At 52.5% G+C, this 21,309-nt stretch carries 21 protein-coding genes and 1 riboswitch; of the genes, 14 read left to right on the plus strand and 7 right to left on the minus strand.

Going from position 1 to position 21,309, the window contains the following annotated elements:
- Window positions 1-73 precede the first annotated feature (73 nt).
- Window positions 74-1,519 (plus strand): ATP-binding protein, encoded by a 1,446-nt coding sequence (locus M2422_RS00085; RefSeq protein WP_259139294.1) that lies wholly within the window; start codon window positions 74-76, stop codon window positions 1,517-1,519.
- A 318-nt stretch (window positions 1,520-1,837) separates the two neighbouring features.
- On the opposite strand, the gene M2422_RS00090 is transcribed toward M2422_RS00085, so the two are convergent.
- Together M2422_RS00090 and M2422_RS00095 are read right to left on the minus strand one after the other, a co-directional pair.
- A complete protein-coding gene (locus M2422_RS00090; RefSeq protein WP_039274138.1) occupies window positions 1,838-2,857 on the minus strand; it encodes a major capsid protein in 1,020 nt (339 codons plus the stop codon).
- 12 nt (window positions 2,858-2,869) lie between these two features.
- Window positions 2,870-3,241, minus strand: coding sequence for a hypothetical protein (locus M2422_RS00095; protein WP_097731774.1), 372 nt, complete (start codon window positions 3,239-3,241; stop codon window positions 2,870-2,872).
- Between the two features lie 2,025 nt (window positions 3,242-5,266).
- On the opposite strand from M2422_RS00095, the gene M2422_RS00100 reads away from it, so the two are divergent.
- From M2422_RS00100 to M2422_RS00135, 8 genes are all read left to right on the plus strand, one after another.
- On the plus strand, window positions 5,267-5,692 hold the full coding sequence (locus tag M2422_RS00100; RefSeq protein ID WP_259139302.1) for a hypothetical protein: 426 nt from the start codon (window positions 5,267-5,269) through the stop codon (window positions 5,690-5,692).
- A 29-nt stretch (window positions 5,693-5,721) separates the two neighbouring features.
- Window positions 5,722-5,967, plus strand: a complete 246-nt coding sequence (locus M2422_RS00105; protein WP_097731792.1) for a hypothetical protein — start codon at window positions 5,722-5,724, stop codon at window positions 5,965-5,967.
- A gap of 2 nt (window positions 5,968-5,969) precedes the next feature.
- Window positions 5,970-6,275 (plus strand): helix-turn-helix domain-containing protein, encoded by a 306-nt coding sequence (locus M2422_RS00110; RefSeq protein ID WP_097731791.1) that lies wholly within the window; start codon window positions 5,970-5,972, stop codon window positions 6,273-6,275.
- Between the two features lie 9 nt (window positions 6,276-6,284).
- On the plus strand, window positions 6,285-6,455 hold the full coding sequence (locus M2422_RS00115; protein WP_172626166.1) for a hypothetical protein: 171 nt from the start codon (window positions 6,285-6,287) through the stop codon (window positions 6,453-6,455).
- The gene (locus tag M2422_RS00120; RefSeq protein WP_097437036.1) at window positions 6,439-7,095 is read left to right on the plus strand and encodes a helix-turn-helix domain-containing protein; all 657 of its coding nucleotides are present in this window, start codon (window positions 6,439-6,441) and stop codon (window positions 7,093-7,095) included. Before M2422_RS00115 ends, M2422_RS00120 begins: the two co-directional genes overlap by 17 nt.
- A gap of 76 nt (window positions 7,096-7,171) precedes the next feature.
- Window positions 7,172-7,738, plus strand: a complete 567-nt coding sequence (locus tag M2422_RS00125) for a hypothetical protein (RefSeq protein WP_097437037.1) — start codon at window positions 7,172-7,174, stop codon at window positions 7,736-7,738.
- Window positions 7,739-7,909: 171 nt separating this feature from the next.
- On the plus strand, window positions 7,910-8,284 hold the full coding sequence (locus M2422_RS00130) for a hypothetical protein (protein ID WP_000387091.1): 375 nt from the start codon (window positions 7,910-7,912) through the stop codon (window positions 8,282-8,284).
- A complete protein-coding gene (locus M2422_RS00135; protein ID WP_259139310.1) occupies window positions 8,284-10,422 on the plus strand; it encodes a tape measure protein in 2,139 nt (712 codons plus the stop codon). Before M2422_RS00130 ends, M2422_RS00135 begins: the two co-directional genes overlap by 1 nt.
- A gap of 1,070 nt (window positions 10,423-11,492) precedes the next feature.
- On the opposite strand, the gene M2422_RS00140 is transcribed toward M2422_RS00135, so the two are convergent.
- Window positions 11,493-12,164 (minus strand): EAL domain-containing protein, encoded by a 672-nt coding sequence (locus tag M2422_RS00140; protein WP_171846481.1) that lies wholly within the window; start codon window positions 12,162-12,164, stop codon window positions 11,493-11,495.
- 391 nt (window positions 12,165-12,555) lie between these two features.
- Window positions 12,556-12,652, plus strand: a riboswitch (TPP riboswitch).
- Between the two features lie 35 nt (window positions 12,653-12,687).
- Here M2422_RS00140 and thiM point away from each other — a divergent pair.
- The 3 genes from thiM to M2422_RS00155 are packed head-to-tail and all read left to right on the plus strand — an operon-like array spanning window position 12,688 to window position 15,044.
- A complete protein-coding gene (gene thiM, locus M2422_RS00145) occupies window positions 12,688-13,458 on the plus strand; it encodes a hydroxyethylthiazole kinase (protein WP_045887884.1) in 771 nt (256 codons plus the stop codon).
- Window positions 13,455-14,255: a bifunctional hydroxymethylpyrimidine kinase/phosphomethylpyrimidine kinase gene (thiD, locus tag M2422_RS00150; protein ID WP_064672819.1), complete on the plus strand. Its 801-nt coding sequence runs from the start codon at window positions 13,455-13,457 to the stop codon at window positions 14,253-14,255. The genes thiM and thiD overlap by 4 nt, the downstream gene beginning before the upstream one ends.
- Window positions 14,256-14,297: 42 nt before the next feature.
- A complete protein-coding gene (locus M2422_RS00155; protein ID WP_033146000.1) occupies window positions 14,298-15,044 on the plus strand; it encodes a GntR family transcriptional regulator in 747 nt (248 codons plus the stop codon).
- Here the strand turns inward: M2422_RS00155 and M2422_RS00160 are convergent.
- Genes M2422_RS00160 through M2422_RS00170 form a run of 3 tightly spaced genes read right to left on the minus strand, consistent with a single transcriptional unit; the run spans window position 15,018 to window position 18,246 of the window.
- Window positions 15,018-15,971, minus strand: coding sequence for a PfkB family carbohydrate kinase (locus tag M2422_RS00160; protein ID WP_064672818.1), 954 nt, complete (start codon window positions 15,969-15,971; stop codon window positions 15,018-15,020). The genes M2422_RS00155 and M2422_RS00160 overlap by 27 nt on opposite strands.
- Window positions 15,968-16,972 carry an ADP-ribosylglycohydrolase family protein gene (locus M2422_RS00165; protein ID WP_064672817.1) on the minus strand — a complete coding sequence of 335 codons (1,005 nt, stop codon included), beginning with the start codon at window positions 16,970-16,972 and terminating at the stop codon, window positions 15,968-15,970. Before M2422_RS00165 ends, M2422_RS00160 begins: the two co-directional genes overlap by 4 nt.
- Window positions 16,969-18,246 (minus strand): nucleoside permease, encoded by a 1,278-nt coding sequence (locus tag M2422_RS00170; RefSeq protein WP_064672816.1) that lies wholly within the window; start codon window positions 18,244-18,246, stop codon window positions 16,969-16,971. The genes M2422_RS00165 and M2422_RS00170 overlap by 4 nt, the downstream gene beginning before the upstream one ends.
- Before the next feature lie 250 nt (window positions 18,247-18,496).
- Here M2422_RS00170 and fbaB point away from each other — a divergent pair, with 250 nt between their 5' ends.
- On the plus strand, window positions 18,497-19,549 hold the full coding sequence (gene fbaB, locus M2422_RS00175; protein WP_023312424.1) for a class I fructose-bisphosphate aldolase: 1,053 nt from the start codon (window positions 18,497-18,499) through the stop codon (window positions 19,547-19,549).
- Window positions 19,550-19,617: 68 nt separating this feature from the next.
- Here fbaB and yegS read toward each other — a convergent pair whose 3' ends face one another.
- On the minus strand, window positions 19,618-20,517 hold the full coding sequence (gene yegS / locus M2422_RS00180) for a lipid kinase YegS (RefSeq protein ID WP_033145995.1): 900 nt from the start codon (window positions 20,515-20,517) through the stop codon (window positions 19,618-19,620).
- 141 nt (window positions 20,518-20,658) lie between these two features.
- Here yegS and M2422_RS00185 point away from each other — a divergent pair, with 141 nt between their 5' ends.
- On the plus strand, window positions 20,659-21,159 hold the full coding sequence (locus tag M2422_RS00185) for a DUF523 domain-containing protein (RefSeq protein ID WP_064672814.1): 501 nt from the start codon (window positions 20,659-20,661) through the stop codon (window positions 21,157-21,159).
- Window positions 21,160-21,309 lie beyond the last annotated feature (150 nt).

Genomic DNA, 21,309 nt, shown 5'->3' on the forward strand with positions numbered 1-21,309 from the left:
TATAAATCATGTAAAAATAAGGTGTTCTACGTAAGGTTATTTTTCTATACACAGCTAGCATAAAGGATTAATAATGTTTATTAAAAAACTGAAGATAGAAAATTTTAAAGGGTATCACGGAGAAGATAATGAGTTGGAATTCAATATCCCTGATGGAGAAACGGAAGGTAGTGGACTTAATATATTTGTGGGTGAAAACAACGCCGGAAAATCCACTATATTTGAAATCATAGACTTTATTAAGGATGGAACCAAAAAGAACATTGAGGATCTTATATGTAAATCAGACCCGGCTAATATAGCTGAGAAGCTTTCAGCCGAGCTAACCTTCACTGGAAATTTATCAGAAGTAATTGCCGCTCATGTACAAGCTAATAAAGTTGCAGCATTCACCTCGCATGTTTTTGAGGACGAGGGTGTTAATTATTTCAGAGTGAAGAGGTGCAGTGAGATAGGGGAGAAGAAAATATTATTTTGGAACGGAAATGAATTTGTTAACCCAAGTGGTATAGATGCCCCATTTAAGAAGTTTTATGATAATAACTTCATTTGGGCTGATACAAACCCAAGCAATGAAGCAAAGTTTGGCTCTACAACTATATGTGGTTCGCTTCTAAAAGAAATAGCTTTAGGCCATATTGAAACGGATGAGTATAGAGCGTTTTCTGAGCAATACCATCGCGTATTCAATCATCCTGAATCAGAGTTGAGACAGAAAATATTATTAGTCGAAAATCAAGTTAAAGAAGTTTTCTCATCTCAGTTTGGTATGGCAGATATTTCTTTCATTTTTGAAGAGTTGCAGGTAGAGAATTTCTTCAAAACTATTTCCATCATGATTGATGATGGAGTTAATGTCCCAATGGGAGAAAAGGGGCATGGTATGCAAAGGGCTCTAGCCTTATCATTACTTCAGGTGTACGCTGAGATAACGTGTAATGCACATGGTGCGGGAATTAGTAAACCATTTTATCTTTTCATTGACGAACCTGAAATATGTCTTCATCCTTCAGGGCAGCAAAAGCTTTTAGAAGCTTTAATGATTATCTCCAAAAGTAGACAGGTTTTTGTTACAACGCATTCTCCTTTCCTTTTATCCTCCCCTTATCTTAAAAACATCGGTCTGTTTGTTTTCAAAAAAGAGAATAACAAAAATGTTGTCGAAAGGGCTGATACTTCTCCATGGTTCCCTTGGTCTCCATCGTGGGGGGAGATTAATTTCAAAGCATACAATTTAGCAACCGTTGAATTGCATAATGAATTATATGGTTATTTGCAGGAGAAAAACTCCTGTCCAAGCGAAAAAACAATGGAGCAATGGCTAAATTCAAAGGGAATTGCGTTTGATAAAGAATGGGTTAAAGAGTTTAAAGGTGCGGCACAACCGCCAGCGGATACTACATTACAAACATTCATCCGTAATCATATACACCACCCAGAGAATGTTACAATGCAATCTCATCGCTATACACAACAAGAATTACTAACTTCAATCCAACAAATGGTTGGGCTTCTATAAAGAAAAAGGCGAGCCGTTTGGCTCGCCTTTTAATATTAATTTAATAACTTGCGCTTTTTAGATAATAGTACGCTTAAAGCATATTCAAATCCGTGTTGCGCCTCTAGACGGCATAGGGTGATATTACAGATCCCCAACTCCTTACACAGCGCCTTTCTGTTAATTACCTCCGCCGCGCCAGATACATAGACTTGACCAGCGCCGGGGATATTGATTGAAACTTTCATGTGTTACCTCAGTGTAAAAGTAAAAATGAATATAACCGGATGAGATAACCCCCAGCCGATACCCAAAGGGCGCGACCGGGAGCATTCTGCATTACTTCAGCTTGACGTTCAGCGTGTAGTTCGGGCGCAGGTTCAGAGGGATGAAGCTCGCCTCCTGGTGAATGGTCACCATGCCGTAACGGTCAGTCATTACTTTCTGGTAGAACGGACTGATCACGCCTTTCGCGGCAATGTCCTGATTGCGGGAAGCCGGGCCGTGAACCAGTTTGAACGGGTTACGGTCAGCGCCGTTAAACTTAGGAACGAACAGGCCGGAACCTTCCGCGATTTCGTAGCGGTCATCGTCCGCCAGAATGAAAGTAATGTTGCCAATGCTGAAGGAGTCATAACCCGCCGTGTTAACCGGGATCAGAGCGCCTTTTGCAGCTTCCGCCACTTTGTTGGTAATCAGGCTGGTTACTTCCGGGTGGCTCGCCAGGACGTCATATAGATCCGGGGAGCAGAAGCAATAGAAGCGATCCAGATAGGATCGGCTCGCGCCGTACTCTTTAACCAACATGCGGCGAATCTTCGCAAGCTGTGCATAGACGTTAGCGCCTGCTGATCCGTCCAGCTCAAAATCCAGCGGGGCAGTACCAAACACAGCGTTAAAATCTACGTCGCCGTCGTCAGTCTTAGCCGCTTTCGCTTCCTGTTTGAACAGGGCGCGGGCCAGCGTACTTTCAACCGTTTCTAGGTGATGGTTACGCATACGGATAGCTTTAGACGCGATCACTTCAGAAATAGCCGCAACCTGATCCGGGTTAGCCGGGCTGATCAGACCTTGCCAATCAGCGGTTTTTACGTCCGCTTCGGTGGCGTAGTGTGGGATCTCCTGGTCACGCAACAGAGGCTTATCCATTTTGATGGAGTTAACTTCGGTGCCGTAGCGGGCTACCTGTTCCAGTTCGGAGACTTGACTCTCTACGATGTCCAGAACTTGAGCGTTTGGAGTGGTGGAGTTAACACCGGAGAAGATACCCAGATCAGTGATCAGGTAATTGCCTGCTGGCATGTTTTTAATAGCTGTAACAGTATCCAGCGCTTCAAACTGTTTAAAATCAATAGCCATTGTGTGATTTCCTTATGCTTTGAAGTAATCGGCGTTAACTGCCAGGCGAATATCACCGGAGGCTGTCAGCGCTTCCAGTGCGGCTTTTTTGCTCGCGGCGTCTTTAGCACGTAGGGCAAAATCGGTAATCACAACATGGCGATCCACGATAACCAGCGTTTTAGGCTTGCCATCGGCGGACATATTAGAAAGGTTGATGATCGGCTTGCCAGCGTCAGCGGCTGAGGAGTCGAATAGGGCAAAAGTTTTGCTGTCCAGAATGTCACCGCAAAAAACGTCAGCAGGCAGTGACGGGGCGGTGACTTCGGTACGGTCAAACAGGCTGGAGGCGTAATTCACGATTACGTCGCCTTGCGTTACCGGGTAGCGCTCGGAAGTTTTCATAAAGGTTTTCCTTATGGAGGGTTTTAGACGTGGGAGAGACCACAGGTGATCCGGCGTTGCACCGGATATCAGGACAGCCAGAACGGCGGGCCGGAATGGGTTGGAAGATGGGAGGCCGCGGGGTGAATAGAAGAGGGCGGCATCATGCCGCCCTTTCTAATCTGGCTCTCTCTCACCCTCTCAGGGTGGGGGGAGGTGTAACCTCTTTTTTGTGGTTACTCATCCGCCAGCGTCACGGGAGCAACCGCCAGCCGTTGGACAAATAACCACAAAAAAGAACCCGGAAGGAGAAACCGGGATGAAGGAAATGTAACTTACTGCCTGATCACTTTTTTCCTGTGTAGCCTCAGAGCCTTACATGATTTGCTTTCATGGTTCAGCAAAGAAGCCACAGAGGAAAACGGGCGACCTGAATACGCCCGGAAACCATCGACACAAATCAACAGTTTATCGTTGAGACCAGGTAACCAGCCCGGCCCAACTGTGACCCCGTGGAGGGTCGCTACAATCGAGGAGATCGCTTGTATTCTGAAGAGCCGCAGTTAGCGACGCTTTAGAATAGGGCCTGTGGCGCAAGCCCTATGATTAGAGGCGTTTTGAATCGTAGGAGAAACTACAATCGGCGGAACTTGAGGAGAGGACCGCACACAAAGCATTCTGGCAAGTGGAGTTGAAAGAACACTTTGGGTGAGGGCCGGGGCGGGGGAGAAGTCCGCCCGGCTCACTCAGTACAGACCCACAGGGGCTGGCTAAAGCACACGTTAATGAAAGTTCTGTACAGGTGCGGGGCGGTAAGCTGCAAAACGGTAATTTCGATATGCTCACCACATCCCATACCATGTATAATAGTTTAACACGAATGATTATCATTTGCAATAAAAGTTAATTGCATTTCGTGGTTCGATGTGTTAATGGCGCGTTGCGGGCACTCCCACAGGTTGTACGTGGAAACGATAATTACAGGGGAGATCCCGGCAGATTCCCGGGGAGATTCCACAGGGTTGGAGTAGTCCCACAGGAGAGGGCCACAGGAGCACAGAATCAACGCTGCGGCGTTTTCTTGGGGTAAGATGATAAATGACCTTGCTATAGTGGCGGACGCGCTGGAGAGCTTCAAAGGAGGTTGTAGAGGGTGGAGGGGTTGTTGATTGATTATTGAACAGGTGGAACAGGGGTTGTGTTGGCTCTTTGACAATATGACCATGTAGCCCTGAAAGGCACACTAAACAATAATAGATATATAAGACCTCGCTACGCTCGCCCTTCGGGTCTGTCTTATTGATCTTATATAATAACTTCATTCAATAACTAATTGTTTACACAATTAATCATTTCACTAGTTATTATATGCTCTTGAAACCTTCTCGCCCCTCCGGGCTTACCAGGTTTTAGGCCGTTGGCCTGTTTTCCCACAATGTGGAGTCTCGCCTGCGTGGCTCACTCCCGGGGGCGGTGTCTGATTTCTTGACAGCGGGTGTAAAGGATTTTGACAGCAGATGTCTGAATTCTTGACACAATAAGATTAATTATAAAACTAATCCATAACACTAACACCCAGGGCAAGGTCAAGATCTTTAAGGGAGTGTTAGAGATTGATTAAAGGTTAAGTGATTTGTCTCTTTGGGCAGGCTACGCCCAACGGGTTAGCCTCCTTTTGGGCAATGCAGAATAGAAAGCGCAAAGCGCCTTTCTTTTCTGCCTTTGGGATAGTGACATCTGGGCGGCGGGGTGGGGTCCCCGGCCCGGTACAGCGTACAGAACCACAATCTACAGGAACCCACCTAAACGCGCCGCTGTGGCGCTCTCCCATACGTAGACAAAGAAACACCCTATAAACGCCCTCCGGCGCTCTGAGAGCCTTACAGGGGGGGTGAGCATTTAGCACAATAAACAACCGAATGCAAGCGAATGTAAAAATATTCTTGCATTTTCATGCAAAATAGTGTAAAATAAATACTGTGATGTGGCAGTTAGTTTGATACACAAATTCCCATCATAATATAACACACCTAACCGGAGAGTGCAATGAGTATTTACCTTGATGTTGAAAAAATGGTTGAACGTATCGATCAGCGTGATTTGAGTCGCTCAACTCTTCAGGGACAACGTAGCCGATTCAAAGCCGCCGGGCGTACCGCTGAAGCGGAAGCAATCGGCAAGGCTCTGGAGATGACCAGATCCAGCGCCTCTAGCGTCCTCCGCCAGTCTCAGCGCCTCGCAGGGAAAATTACAGAGATGGACACAGAGAAGGCAATAGAGCTTAAAGCAACTGTTTCGCTGTTCGCTTCCAAGTCTACAGACATGCAAGCCTCCATTGTGCTGGCGTTCCAATCCCTCTTTGAGGCTAAAGGCGTCCCGATGGAATACGACGAAGTGATGGTCTTTATCATGCTGCAAGCGGCGGATCAGTTTGAGCGTATCACCGGAGAGCTTCCCGTTATCGTTCACTAATTATTCATTTACTTTTTGGAGAGGAAACAATGAGCAAATATCAGCCTTATGCAGATTTGAGTGATTCCCCTGTGTTGTCAGCGTATGCACAACAGACGATTAACCAGTTGGACCCCACCCTGTACGATGACATTTACGAAATGTTGACGCAGGTTAGCCCCTCCAAGTTGGTGACGATTGGCAACCCGGCGATCATCGCCCCGGCGTCATGGTGGGGTGATTGGTTCGGCCTCAACCTCACCGCTGTGCATATCGCAGAATTACAGGAGGTTTAATTATGAACGGTCTAACTATCCCGTTTGAACATTTCCAGACCAACAAGATCGCCGGGGTAAATTTCACTCCTGTGATGAAACTTGTTTATTTCTTTCTTGATGCCAATAAGGATCTGGACGGAGTTATTCATATTTCCCAAACGGATCTCGCGAATATGGTTGGCGTCACTCGCCCAACAATAGGAAAGGTGATTAAGAGTCTAAAAGAAATGGGCTTGTTGGCGAAATCTGAACAGGTAGCGGGCAATGATATCCTGAATTACAAGACATTACCTATTCGGCAATATGGGCATGGTTACAGCAAATAAGGGGGTTTTATGAAAATCGACTTCCCGAAAGAACAAGCCGATCAGTTATATGCACTGGTAAGGGCGGGCGGAGGCGCTCCCCATACCATCGTTAAACAGGCGTTAGCCGCCTACCTTGAAAACCACCCTCTTTTAGTCGCTTCCGCAGAAGGAAAACAGCAAGATGAACGCAGTAAGTAACGGATTTGTAATGTTGGCTAATGACCTCCTCAACCTGGAGAAGGTCGCCGGGAAGACTTTCACCGGAAACATGAAGATCACCTATAGCCTGATCCAGGGTTATGAGAAGAGCGGCAAGATCGCCTACTTCTCACAGGAGGCTCTAAAACGTCAATTAGGCGTTACCCGTCAAACCGTAATCAAATTGCTAAAAGACATGATAGAGATGGGCCTGATTAACAAGACCGGGCAGATCGGCGGCAAGACTTGCCGTTACACAGTTAACCCGATCACCCCGGAAATGGCGGGAACCCCTGAAGCCGCCAAACCTGAAGTAACCAAACCAACCGCAGCACCCCAACCGAAGGAGACCGTAGAGAATGCAGGAAGTAACCAGCCTGGAATTGTTAAGTGTGGATCTGACAGCGTACATAGAAGCCGCCCGGCGTCGTCTGGAGCTTCTCCTGTGGACCACAGCGGGGGCGCTGTTCGTCCCGCTCCTGTCCCTGTGCCAGTAGAGCAGGGGGCCGCAAATGATGATTTACGCAACCCTGTTATTAATTATGTGGCTGGCTCTAATGTGATGATGGTCAATGGCTTGCCTGTTGAATATCTGGAGCCAGAAGAAAGCGCCGTTGACCAGTTTGGTGATGCTTTCTAAAAATCTGCGATTGATTTCCCACAAATAACACTCTACACAAAACCCCCGCGCTTTACAACCCTCTGGAGACTCTCGCATGAATGAATTTATTACAACCAAATTCAAAGGCTTATCCTCTGAGGAAGAGGCCACAGTTAACGCACTGGCTGAGAAATTGGCAGCAAACAAGCCCCGCAGGATCATGGATGAGAGCCACTTAACCCCGGATCAAATCCTGAAGATCAAGCGGGCCTGTATTCAGGGCCACAGCGCTAAAGCCATCCAAGCGGCCTTTAACGTGTCGCTGGCTTACGTCCTGAGAGTAAAGCGCTCCCACAACCCTATGAAGTACCAGAAGACCCCGCTCACCTTGCCAGAAAAGGCAGTGTTGGCCCAGCAGATGGACGCCGATAATTTGAGCGTGGATAAAATGGCGGAACTTCTGGGGATCAACAGTAAGATGGTTTCCCTACTTCTTACCCAACCTTCACCCCGTTACCTGGTGGAGCAAATGCTCCCGTATGACCAAGTGTTACAGAACCTCCGCAGCGCCCGCTACGTGGAAAGCCCTGTATACAAAAAAGGGACGAGTATGCGCCGTGTGCGACTGATCGTTTCTGAAGCTCGTCAGCAGGCCCGCCAGGCAATCATTAAATCCCGGTAATTATGCCCAACCCAACGGAATGGGGTCTTAAGGATTATTTAGGCTCCAAACTGGTTAAGCGTCAGACAAGACTCTCTAACTTTCTCGCCTCACTCCTCTACATCCCCTTTAAGCCCGCCTCCCTCTTCCTGTGGGGTGTGGTAATCACTTTACTTGTAAGGACCCTCTCACATGGAAGCATTTAAGAACCTCCTCAATCAGTTGGAAATTCAGAAGGCAGAACAGCGCCAGCGGGAAGCCCAAGAGGCAACCAAACAGAACGAACTCCGCAAGGCACAGGCCGATCTGTCACTGGATGAGGCTATCGCTCTGTACTCCACACAGTTGGTAGCCTCCACCGGGGCCGCAGACAGCGCCCAGAAGGGCCGCGCCATTAAGAGCCGGGGAATTGCTCTGTGTCACAAGGATCAGGGATTCAGCGCCAACGGTCGCCCGGTCTCTCTCCTGACCAAATCCGCAGACCTGCCAGCAGGTCACCGCCGGGTAATCATTAACAAGGCAGCAGGGCGCACCCTGAAGGCCACCAAACTGGAAGGGGATGAATAATGGCAGGTGGAAACGTGATTGTTACGAAAACGACGAACCGGGTAACTTTTGAGACCGACCGTGGAAGCTATCAGCGCACCGTTGACCGTATCAAACAGGTGGGGAAAGAGTGGGACAAAGTAGCGTCCAAGATGAAACCGCTACGCCTCAAGTTTGAGGAAAACGCCTACACCAAGATCCGCCGCAAACAGCAGGACGCCGCCGCAAAAGCAGCACTGGCAGAAGCCAAAGCCAAAGCGGCAGCAGACGCCAAAGCAGCCAAAGCACAGATCGCAGCGGAGCGTAAGATCCAGACAATCCGCGCTAAAGCTATCCGCTTCAGCACTTCAGCCGCTAACGCCAACGTTACCCCGGCCCAACGTGCTGGACACCTCCAGGAGTTTGGACAGCTTACCCGCCAGTATCACGCCGGGGCTATGGCATTGCAGGAATATAACGCCCGTGTGTCAAAACTTCAGCAAACCATGCGCCAACAAGGCCGGGTAGGCATGAGGGGAGCCACAATTCCAGTAACCGCCAAAGTTAACAAACTGGACACCTCCATGATCGAGGGTGCAGGCGGGGCGATCACCATTGCCGCAACTGTGGCGCTGAGCGGCAAGATCATGACCACCGGACAGGATTTTGAATCCGCGCTTTCTGGTCTGACAGCGATCACCGGTTCCACAGATAAGGCCGCTAAAGAGTTTGATTATCTCCGTGATCAATCCAACCGTTTGGGGCTGGATCTCCTCAAGACTTCCCGTGATTACACTCAGTTTGCCGCCGCTGTTGGTGACAAGCTCCCTAAAGACCAGATGCGATCCATCTTTGAGGGTGCCAGTGAATGGGGCCTTGTTACAGGTGCTTCAGCCGATGAAGCCAGCCGCGCTTTGAAAAGTTTGAATCAGATGATGTCTAAGGGAACGGTAATGAGTGAAGAACTCAAAGGCCAGTTGTCCGAAGCTCTCCCGGGTGCTGTGGGTCTGTTCGTTAAGGCTCTCAACCAGATGAAAGGGACAACCAACCTTACAGAAAAGGATCTGTTTGACCTGATGCAACAAGGGAAGCTGTTCTCTAAGGACATCCTCCCGGAAGTGGCTAAACAGATGAAAGCCGCAGCTCGTAACGGCGGCGCTCTGGATAAGGCTATGAAGTCCAACCGGGCAAGCTGGCAGCGCCTGCAAACCAGTATGCAGAACGCGATGAACATCTTCTTTGCTTCTGGCTTCGGCAACGAATTAACCAGCGCTTTCGACGCTATCAGCGCCGCTGTTAACGGCTCTGGTGGGGCCTTTGAGATGTTCGGGCATATTGCCGGGAAAATCGTTGAGGGTGCCACAGATGCGTTTACAGAGTTGCATGACACTGTGATCCTGACCTTCCGCATTATTGAGTATTACGCCAGCAAGATGGGGATCACTGGTGAGCAGCTTAAAGCCTGGGGCGAAATGGCAGCATACGCCGCCGGGGTGGCTATGTTCGCCGGGTCTATCTGGAAGTTGGGCGGGGCCTTTAAATGGTTGTTGACCATGCTTAACCCACTAACCAAATTACTGGGGGTCATGAAAGGGATCGCCGCTATTGGTGGCATTGAAGCCGCTACAACTGGCGGATCTGGTGGGGAAGGTAAAGAGAAGCCAAACAAACCGGGCCGGGGTCCAAAAGTTGGTAAGGCCGGGGGCCTTGCGGCTCTCTTTGGCGGTCCTGTTGGCTGGGGCATTGCGATCGGTTCGGTAGGTGGGGATTATGCCTGGGATAAAGTCATGGACGCTAACGACGCCATGTATGGACAGGACACCACCGCCGGGGGCAATCTGAAGAAAGATAGCCCGCTGGGTAAACTGTGGGATTTCCTCCATAGTCCAGACCTTCCGACTAATCCAGACTTTGCCAAACCAGCAGATAAAACAGGGTGGGTAAGCTCTTACTCCAATCCAACTTATGTACCTCCTACGCCGACGATTACAGCGCCACAGCTTAAAGTTGATATGGCAGGTAATCCACTGATGACGCCGCCAGCGTGGCTAAACCAGCCGCTAAACGTGAACGTTAATGTGAAAGTGCAGGATGGACAGGTTAAGGATCTGGTACGCTCTGAAGTTGAGAGCAATAATCAGCAGGCTTTCAACATGCTAATGCAGGGCGGGCCGAACTAACCACGTTTGACACCCCCAACCACAGGCCCCCGGCTAACCCCCGGCGGGCCTTTTTGTTATCTGTAACCATGAAATCAACACTTTGCTAACCCCCTAAATAAATGGCTTTAAATCCGTTTAAATATGTGGTAAAGGGCGATCAAATGGATTGTATACCCGGTAAAAGAATCAGTTTTAGCTCAAAAAGCAATCAATTCTGTAACTAGTGGGACTCCCCCAGCGCCTCTAACTACTTGTTTTTGTGGTTAATTAATTATCATTACAAAGTGCAAGTGTGTAGCATTTTACATGCTTAACCCCAAAATTATTTTTCTGGGGAAAACTTCGAACACAAATGAGATCGATTATCACTTGAGAATTGATTCTCAATCCCTCTTTCGAGTGCGACTCATTCCCATCTACAGGGGCGGTAGCCACCGCCCTAAACCCTTTTTGTGTTTTTGCCACAAGAAAGGGCCTGAAGAGGCGGACGCCTCAAAAGGGGAGTTTATGGGGTTAGTGCGTGGAAGTTATCCACAGGAAAAGGGCGTTACTCACAGGCAGATCAGTTTTACAGTTTACTCTGTGGAATGGCTCCCGGATGGGTACAGAAGAGCCACAGTTATGGGGCGTACACAGCGCCCGGGAGGCGGACCCATTGAAAGGGTACAGGTCTAACCTGTTTCGCATATGTTAAAAAGATGCGTGTAACGGTCATTATGTTAAATAGGTCCTAAATTACGTATGAAAATTGAACAGATGGGCAAGGCGTTTTTTCAAAAATCTCTTGTAAGCTCATATGCTGGCCTCTAAGGAGTCGTAAGTGCTGACATGTAGGGTGGTATAGGGAGACGGGAGATAACGCCATAGCGGCGCTTACAGATAGCCATTCCGGCGGGGTGTCCTGATATTTTCAAAACATCGGATAGGCCCCGGGGGGCGGGGTGTTTGGGTGCCTGGCTGGTCTGCCCAAACAAAGAAGATATTTTTCCCCAAAAAAGGACAGCATTCACCTCATTTTCTGCCCATGTATAGCCTCGGTTGGAGGAGACTCAAGAGCAAACATAACCACCGGGTTAATCCCGGCTTTTTTATAACAATTTTTCAACCTTGTGAAACGGGACTGATTTGAAAAGGTATCCTTGAACTCCCCAAATACCAACCTCCTGTAGAAGGTCGAGATACTGTCTGCTTTCTACGCCTTCCACCACTATCTTATCGCAGTACCGCTTTATATTTTTTATCAATAGAGGAAATGTGGGTTTATCAATTTGTTCATTAAAGAAATGACGGTCAATCTTCACCGCTTCGAAGTAACCCTCAAGCAGGCTGGCAACATTTGCATTTCCGGCTCCCAGATCATCCAGCCACAGTGAGTTAACACCCTGACATAATGATTTCAGAATCGGACTTTTAAGCCCTTGTTCAATACCGGGAAACTCTTCTGAAACTTCAAGTTTGATAAATGGCATGGAACTGACTGTTAGCTGTAACAAACCGTCATGCCTTAAGAGTGTCGCCATATCGTAGTCAACATTGAGCGAGCAGAACAACCCGTGATGTTCGAACCAGTCCTGCTTACTGGCTATGACCCCAAACTGTTTGTAGAGAAAAAGGCGTTTCTGATCGAAATCCCATCCTGAAATGACAAACGCTGGGTGAAGGGGTCGTTTGGACTCTGAGACAAACCGCGTAAGAAGTTCGACTCCTAACAACTTACCTTCAAGGTTCATGATGGGTTCAGCAATGAATTCAGAGTGCATGTTACGTTCCAGTTGAGTGATAACTGCCTGATAATGCACCTTTAAAAATTATTGATCAATAATAGCGATCAATAATCAAATAATGATCGATAAAAACGATAGATGTATCTTTTTGAAATGTAATGATAATTTATTTTTAAGATTAATCTTGTGTTGAGAAACAAGAGCAGGTCTTTTTCATCACATTCATATCTACGGATTCGAAAACGACGAAAGATCACAACTAAACGAGGCTGGGGAAACCCGGCCTTTTTGTCGTTTGAATGTGGGACACAACGTGGGACACAAACTGGGACACAGAGCATTTTTTATGGTTGAGTCTTTGGCTTTCCGCTGGCATGATCCAGAACAGGGATTAACGGGACGTTAATCGCAAGCTTTTGATTTTGTTTTATTTGACTCGGGGTGCCCTTCTTTGTGAAGGCTGAGAAATACCCGTATTACCTGATCTGGATAATGCCAGCGTAGGGAAGTCAGATGCCTTCCAGGTCATCGCTTCTTCACGCAAGGCAGGAGCGAAACCATGCAGCCTGACCTGCTTGATTTACACGTTTTACACCACTTCCGAACCCGTTCTCCGCTGACCCACTGTATGACCAACGATGTCGTACAGACCTTTACGGCCAACGTTTTGCTGGCGCTTGGCGCCTCACCCGCGATGGTGATTGAGGCCGAAGAGGCTGAACAGTTTGCCGCGATTGCCGATGCGCTGCTGATTAACGTTGGCACGCTGACCTCGCCGCGCGCCCAGTCGATGCGTCGGGCAATAGAAAGCGCGGTGGCGGCAGGCAAGCCCTGGACGCTGGACCCGGTTGCTGCGGGCGCCCTGACGTTCCGCACCCGTTTTTGCCATCAAATCCTTGCTCTGAAACCAGCCGCCATTCGCGGCAATGCCTCCGAGATTCTGGCCCTTGCCGGAATGAGCGCGGGCGGGCGCGGCGTCGATACAACCGATACCGCAGCCAGCGCGGTGCCTGCTGCGCAGGCGCTGGCTCGCCAGACCAATGCCGTTGTGGTCGTCACCGGCGAGGTGGATTACATCACCGACGGACAACGCACACGCACGGTAACGGGCGGCGATCCGTTGATGACGCGCGTAGTGGGAACGGGATGCGCGCTTTCTGCCGTTGTGGCGGCGAGCTGCTCGCTACCGGGCGACCGGATGGATAATGTCGCTGCCGCCTGCGGATGGATGAAGCGGGCCGGAACGGTGGCCGTTGCGCAGTCACGCGGGCCTGGCAGTTTTGCCAGCGCGTTTCTGGATGCGCTCTATACGCTGGAGGAGCAGGCATGAAGCGGATTAACGCCCTGACCATTGCCGGCACCGATCCCAGCGGTGGCGCGGGTATCCAGGCCGATCTCAAAACCTTCTCGGCCCTTGGCGCGTACGGCTGCTCGGTCATTACCGCGCTGGTGGCGCAAAACACGCGCGGCGTGCAGTCGGTCTACCGTATCGAGCCGGATTTTGTTGCCGCGCAGCTGGATTCAGTGTTCAGCGATGTGCGCATCGATACCACCAAGATCGGCATGCTGGCGGAGACGGATATTGTGGAGGCGGTGGCCGAGCGGCTTAAACGCTATCAGGTGCAAAACGTGGTGCTGGATACCGTCATGCTGGCAAAAAGCGGCGACCCGCTGCTCTCCACCTCCGCCGTGGAGACGCTGCGTACAAAGTTACTGCCGCAGGTGGCGCTTATCACGCCCAATCTGCCGGAAGCCGCCGCGCTGTTAGGCACATCGCATGCGCAAACTGAACGCGAGATGAAAGCGCAGGGAAACGCGCTGCTGGCGATGGGCTGCGGGGCGGTGCTGATGAAGGGCGGTCATCTGGATGATGCTGAAAGCCCGGACTGGCTCTTTACCCGCGACGGCGAAGTACGCTTTACCGCGCCGCGCGTGCAGACCAAAAACACCCACGGCACGGGCTGTACGCTCTCCGCCGCGCTGGCGGCGCTGCGCCCGCGGCATGAAGGCTGGGCCGATACGGTGCGCGAAGCGAAAAACTGGCTCTCGGCGGCGCTGGCAAAAGCCGATACTCTGGAAGTGGGTCACGGTATTGGGCCGGTTCATCATTTTCATGCATGGTGGTAACCCAGTATACTGGCAAGAAACACCACGCCTGAGAAAACAGAGATGGAACAAGCGCATACCCGGTTAATCGCTCAACTGAATGAACGGATCGCCGCGCCTGACAACACGCCGCTGTACCTGAAATTTGCCGAAACGGTAAAAAACGCGGTGCGCAGCGGGGTGCTGGAGCACGGGAATATTTTGCCCGGCGAGCGCGATCTGAGCCAGTTAACCGGTGTGTCGCGCATCACCGTACGAAAGGCGATGCAGGCGCTGGAGGAAGAGGGCGTAGTTACGCGCTCTCGTGGCTACGGCACGCAAATCAACAATATCTTTGAATATTCGCTGAAAGAGGCGCGCGGTTTTTCCCAGCAGGTAGTGCTGCGCGGCCAAAAGCCTAATACGCTGTGGGTCAACAAGCGGGTGGTGAAGTGCCCGGAAGAGGTCGCAAACCATCTGTCGGTCCCTCCGGACAGCGAGGTCTTTTTGCTCAAGCGCATTCGCTATGTGGATGACGATGCGGTGTCGATTGAAGAGTCCTGGGTGCCGGTTGGCCTCATTCCCGATCCGGATGCGATTGGCATTTCGCTGTACGATTACTTCCGTAGTCAGAATATTTTCCCGCAGCGCACCCGTTCACGGGTTAGCGCCCGCATGCCGGACAGCGAGTTTCAGGCGCACATTAAGATGGACGAAAAAATACCGGTGCTGGTGATCAAGCAGGTCGCGCTTGACCAACAGCACCGGCCGATTGAGTACAGCATCAGCTACTGTCGCAGCGATCTATACGTCTTTGTGTGCGAGGAGTAGCGCCTCGCGAGTCGGGGCGCAGTCCCCGCCGCGGTGGCTGACTACCCAGGACGCCACGGCATTCCCCAGCAGAACGGCGTCTGCCAGTGGCCATCCCGCCGCCAGCCCGGCAAGCGTGCCGCCCGCGTGGCTGTCGCCAGCGCCAATGGTGTCCACAACCGTCGCCGGGAACGCCGGAACAACGCCCGCATCGTCGCCGTCATACCACGCGGCACCGTCTTTATCATGACGCACAATCAGCGCGGCGCCGAAGCGCTGCTGCCACTCCGCACCCAGGTTGTCAGCCGCTACGCCCAGTCGTTCGGCTGCGATCTCTGCTTCCTGACGATTAAGCGACACGATCGGCCTGCAGGCCATAATCCGCGCCATCAGCGCGTCGGGGATATCCGCGATGCGGGGACCGAAATCGATAAATGCCGTCACGTCCTGCAACCCCTCCAGCCAGCGCGTCAGCAGCTCGCCGCACGGCGAGGCCAGCTGATAGCCGGATAAGTAGACCAGGCTGTTCGACGGGATGTTAAGCACATCAAGCCAGCTCTGCTGCCACTGGTTCTCCACGCCGCTAAAGGACATGAAGGTGCGCTCTCCGTCTGGCTCCACCAGCGCCAGGCACCAGCCGTTATCGCCGGTTTCGGCCGCAATGGCGCTGTGCAGATCCTGCTTCGCCATGGCGTTGCGAATAATATCCGCCCAGACGCCGTGACCGACGGGCAGGGCGTTTTGCGACGCAATGCCGAGCCGTTTCAGAGCGATGGCAATGTTTAGCGCGCAGCCGCCAATATTCACGCCCTGCTGTTTGAGTTCGATATCGCACCCGCGCCAGGGCAGGGCGTAGGCGTCGGCGATGACGTCAATCACCGCCGCGCCCAGCACCGTCACCGGCCGCGCGGCGTGCAGGGTGTCGAGACGTTGGGCAAACGAATTCATACGCCCTCCCTTTGCTCCCGGTAGTGCAGCAGTTTCTCGCAATAGTGGCCGAAATCGAGCCGGTTGACGGCGTCGAGCTCGGCTTTGAGCGCCGGGTCAATCGCCTGCACGCCGTGGAGCGCGCCGCAGATGGCCGTCGCCATCGCGCCAATGGTGTCGGTATCGCCGCCCAGGTTGGCGCATAAAATGGCGCAGCGGTTTGGGTCGGTTCCCGCCAGTTCGACCATCGCAATGGCCGCCGGAACGGACTCAATGGTGCTGGTTCCGGCCCCCACGAGCTGGTAAACCTGCTCGCTGGCGGACTCAACCCCGTTGGCTTCCCGCACGGTCTTAAGCGCCAGCTCAATACGTGCCGCCAGCGATGCGCTGAAGGTGGTGGTTTTCGCCTCCTGCGCATAGCGGGCGATACCCGGCAGCGCATCGACGATGTTCTGCCAGCTTTCGCCGTCGATAGCGCGGGAAACCGCCCAGGCAATCACCACCGCGCCGGCAATGGCGAGGTCCGATTTATGGGTCGGGCTGGAGGCCAGCGCCACCTGCTCAACAAAGTGTTCCAGACGCGTGGCCGGGAGCAGGCAGCCCAGCGGGGAGGCGCGCATCGCTGCCCCGTTAGTCACGCCGTTGTTGTCCAGTTCGCTAACCGGCTTGCCGTCGCGAATCGCGTTAAGCGCGATTTTGGAGGTCGGGCCGAGCACGTTCTTATTAAACGCGTCAAAATCGAGCGCCCAGCGCAGAATATGCTTGCCGATAACGTCCGCGTTAATCTCCCCGTCGCACTCGACGATCGCATCCGCCAGGCACAGCGCCATTGAGGTATCGTCGGTGAACTCTGCCTGTTTGAAATAGCAGGCCGCATTATTCTCTGCCGGGCCGGGTAAAAAGCGGTCGATCCAGCCGAAATGCGCCTTGACGCGCTTTCTCGGCCACAGCTCCGACGGCATACCCATCGCATCCCCTAACGCCTGCCCGTAAAGGGCACCGAGAATACGTTCTTGTTTCATTTAACTTCCCCTTGTGTCAGCGCGGCATCGCCATCAACCACCGCAATGGCGGCGATCTCTTTATCCGATTCGCGGAAAAACAGCATAAACAGCACGGCAATCACGGCAATCATGATTGCACCAAACGTCCACATTCCGGCCCAGTTGAAGGTCAGCCCATTCACCGGCTCTTTGTATGCGAACATTTTTTCCATCATCACGCCGCCCAGGCGGTAACCCAGCAGGCTACCAAAGCCCTGACAGCACAGCGTAATCAGGCCCTGCGCGGCGGTGCGCATGTGCACCGGCGCTTTTTTGTCCACGTAGATGTACGCGGTGACGTAATAGAAGTCGTAGCTCACGCCGTGCAGCAGAATGCCGAGGAACAGCAGGGCGTAGGTGAAGTACTGTTCCGCTCCGCCGTAAACAAAGAACCCGTAGCGGATGGCGGCGGTAATCAGGCCCAGCAGTAAGACCTTCTTAATACCAAAGCGTTTGGTAAAGAACGGCAGGGCGAGCATAAAGAAGATTTCGGAGAATTGGCCGAGCGTCATCCAGCCGGTGGCGTTTTTCATCCCCACTTCGGTGAGATAGCCGTTGGCGAAGATGTAATAGAAGGCCAGCGGCATGGCGAACAGGAACGAGCAGAAGAAGAACACCAGGAAGTTTCTGTCGCGCAGCAGGATCAGCGCGTCCAGCCCGAGCATCACTTTGAAATCCAGCTTGCCGGTGCTTTTCGGCGGCGTATTCGGCAGGAACAGGGCAAAGACGCCGAGCAGGGCGGAGCTGGCTGCCGTCATCAGCAGCGGGATGTTGGTGTCGGAAATATCGCTGTAGCCCAGCATCTGCGGCAGGAAACCGCACGCCAGCCCGGAGGCGATCCAGCCGATGGTACCCATCACGCGGATGCGCGGGAAATCGGCCTCAACGTCGTCCACGTTGGCAAAGGCGATACTGTTGGTCAGCGCGATGGTCGGCATATAGGTCAGGGAGTAAACCAGCAGCAGCGGGAAGAAGGTGCTGAACTGGGTTTGCTGCGCGGCTAAGTACATCAGAATGGCTCCGGCGAACATCAGCACTGACAGCACTTTCTGCGCGGCGAAGAAGCGGTCCGTCAGCGAGCCGACCAGAATCGGGGAGAGGATCGCGGCAATAGCGGTACAGGCGTAAGACCAGCCGATTTCCCCGGCGGTAAAACCGCTTTTGCTCAGCCACAGCCACAGCGGCACAAACCACGCGCCCCAGATAAACCATTCAACAAACATCATGAATGACAGTTGGACTTTCGTTTTCATTTTTTAATCCTGCATGTCAGAGAGGGTACGCCTTTAACATACCACTCAATAATACCTTTTAAATACCTTTGTGGCGATTGTTTGATCAATGTAACAGTTTTGTTGTACACGAATCGAGCCAGCAGATTGTGCTGAAAAAAAAAGCAAAGAGTGGAAAATCTGTTAAGTCGGTACCAGGCTTAGTCTGCCCATAAAAGATGGGACTGGATAAACACACACCGACACGACGTCGGACTTACGGGAGTATCACATGACTGATATTGCGCAGTTGCTTGGCAAAGACGCCGACAGCCTTTTACAGCATCGTTGTATGACCATTCCAGCCGACCAGCTGTATCTGCCTGGTCACGACTACGTTGACCGCGTGATGATCGATAACAACCGTCCGCCTGCGGTCCTGCGAAATATGCAGACGCTCTACAACACCGGGCGGCTCGGCGGCACCGGGTATCTCTCTATTCTGCCGGTGGACCAGGGCGTGGAACACTCTGCGGGCGCCTCTTTTGCGGCAAACCCGCTCTACTTCGATCCGAAGAACATTGTTGAGCTGGCGATTGAAGCGGGCTGTAACTGCGTGGCGTCTACCTACGGCGTGCTGGCCTCGGTTTCGCGTCGCTATGCCCACCGCATTCCGTTCCTTGTGAAGCTGAACCATAACGAAACTCTTAGCTACCCAACCGAATATGACCAGACCCTCTACGCCAGCGTCGAGCAGGCGTTCAACATGGGCGCGGTGGCGGTAGGGGCGACGATTTACTTCGGCTCCGAACAGTCCCGTCGTCAGATTGAAGAGATCTCCGCGGCGTTTGAGCGCGCGCACGAGCTGGGCATGGTCACCGTGCTGTGGGCATATCTGCGCAACAACGCGTTCAAGAAAGACGGCGTGGATTACCATGTATCCGCCGACCTGACCGGGCAGGCGAACCACCTGGCGGCGACCATCGGCGCGGATATCGTGAAGCAGAAAATGGCCGAGAATAATGGCGGCTACAAAGCGGTGAACTTTGGCTACACCGATGACCGCGTTTACAGCAAGCTGACCAGCGATAACCCGATCGACCTGGTGCGCTACCAGCTGGCGAACTGCTACATGGGCCGCGCGGGGCTGATCAACTCCGGCGGCGCGGCGGGCGGTGATACCGACCTGTCAGACGCGGTGCGTACGGCGGTGATCAACAAACGCGCGGGCGGCATGGGGCTGATCCTTGGCCGTAAGGCGTTTAAGAAATCGATGGCCGACGGCGTGAAGCTGATCAATGCGGTTCAGGACGTCTATCTGGACAGCAAAGTCACGATTGCCTGACGGCTCCATCTCCCTCTCCCCGATAAGAGAGGGTTGGGTGAGGGCATCATTGCTCACCGTGTGATACATCAGCGCAAAAGCACGCAGTCCGGCGGTAGCCGGCACTGCAGCGCGCCGGGCAACACCTCAATGCGGAACTGCGTTCCGCTCAGCGGCTCTCCGTCGAGGTTAAAGGTCATCCCGTGCGGCGCATTCACTTCAAACCACGCCGATTTCCCGGCGATGATATTTGGACTCTCTTCCGGCTGCGTCAGCGTGGTAAACAGCGCGGGCAGCAGGCCGTCGCCCGTGAAAATACGCAGCTGGAGCTGACCGTCATTGATCAGCGCCTCCGGGCAGAGCTGCTGTCCGCCGCCCGCCTGACGCCCGTTGCCAATCCCAATCACCAGCGCATCACCCTGCCACTGAAAATCCTCGCCGCGAATTTCGCAGCGGTCAGGCTTGAGGGTGTCCATGCGCATCAGGCCGTGGATCAGGTATGACACGCCGCCCAGCGCCGCCTTCAGCTTTTCCGGCGTTTCGCTGGTGATGCGCGTGCCAAACCCGCCCGTCGCCATATTGATAAAGCAGGTTTTATCATTCACCTGCGCAATATCCACAGCGGTGGCCTTGCCGAGGATCGCCAGCTGGAGCGCTTTCTCCAGCTCTTCCGGGATCCCGGCGCTGGTGGCAAAATCATTGGCGGTGCCGAGCGGTAAAATACCCATCACCGGCCGGTTTGCCGGGGGCAGGTCGATAAGCGCTGACGCAATCTCATTGATGGTGCCATCGCCGCCGCCGGAAATGATGGTGCTGACGCCAAGCCCGAGGGCTTCATTGATATAGCGTGCCGCGTCGCCTTTTTCCCACGTCACCCTGACGTGAATGCGCGCGCCGTCATCGCGCAAACCCTGAATTGCCTGACGCAACAGATCGTTGCCCGCGCTTTTGCCATTGAGAATCAATAAACTGTCTGGATAGGTTGCCATCCGCGCTGCTCCCTTTTTTAGCGTTAGTAAGAGTGTATAGCAGAGAGGAAAAAAGCGGGTAAGAACAGGATGAAAGGAACAAAATATGCCCGAAAGCGCGTTACACTCCAGCGATGATAGTAACGTAATCACAGGAAAGTGATGATGAATAAAATTTTGGTAAGCGCGTGCCTGATGGGCTTTAAGGTTCGTTATAACGGAAGTGAAAAAGCGCGAATGAACGAGCTGCTCGCTCGCTGGCAGCAGGAAAAGCGTCTGGTGATCCACTGCCCTGAACTTGCGGCCGGGATGCCTGTCCCTCGTCCTCCGGCAGAGATTATGTCCGCTGATGGCAAAGACGTAATGCACGGGCAAGCCAGAATTAGTGAAAATACAGGGCAGGATGTGACTGAGCAGTATCAGCTTGCAGCCTGGCTCGCGCTACGCGCTGCTCAGGAGTCGGGGTGTAGCGCAGCGCTATTAACCGATGGCAGCCCCACGTGCGGCAGTCAGTTTATTTATGACGGATCTTTTCGCGGGATCCATAAAGCGGGGAGGGGTGTGGCTGCATCGTTGCTCGCAGAGCATGGGATAACCGTGTTCTCTGAGGGGCAAATCGACGAGCTTATTGCCTGGATTGAGGAGAGAGAAGGCAAAAAATAAGCCCGCGTAAGGGAGATTACGCAGGCTAAGGAGGTGGTTCCTGGTACAGCTAGCATTTATGGGTTATGTTTTTCAGCGGGGGGATAATACCCGTATTGAACGAAGCGGTATGTGATCCGATTCTAAGAATTATCCCAGCGCGAAAAAATT

It is taken from the genome of Enterobacter sp. SLBN-59, from assembly GCF_024807915.1.
In the GTDB taxonomy this organism is placed as follows: Bacteria; Pseudomonadota; Gammaproteobacteria; order Enterobacterales; family Enterobacteriaceae; genus Enterobacter; species Enterobacter asburiae_B.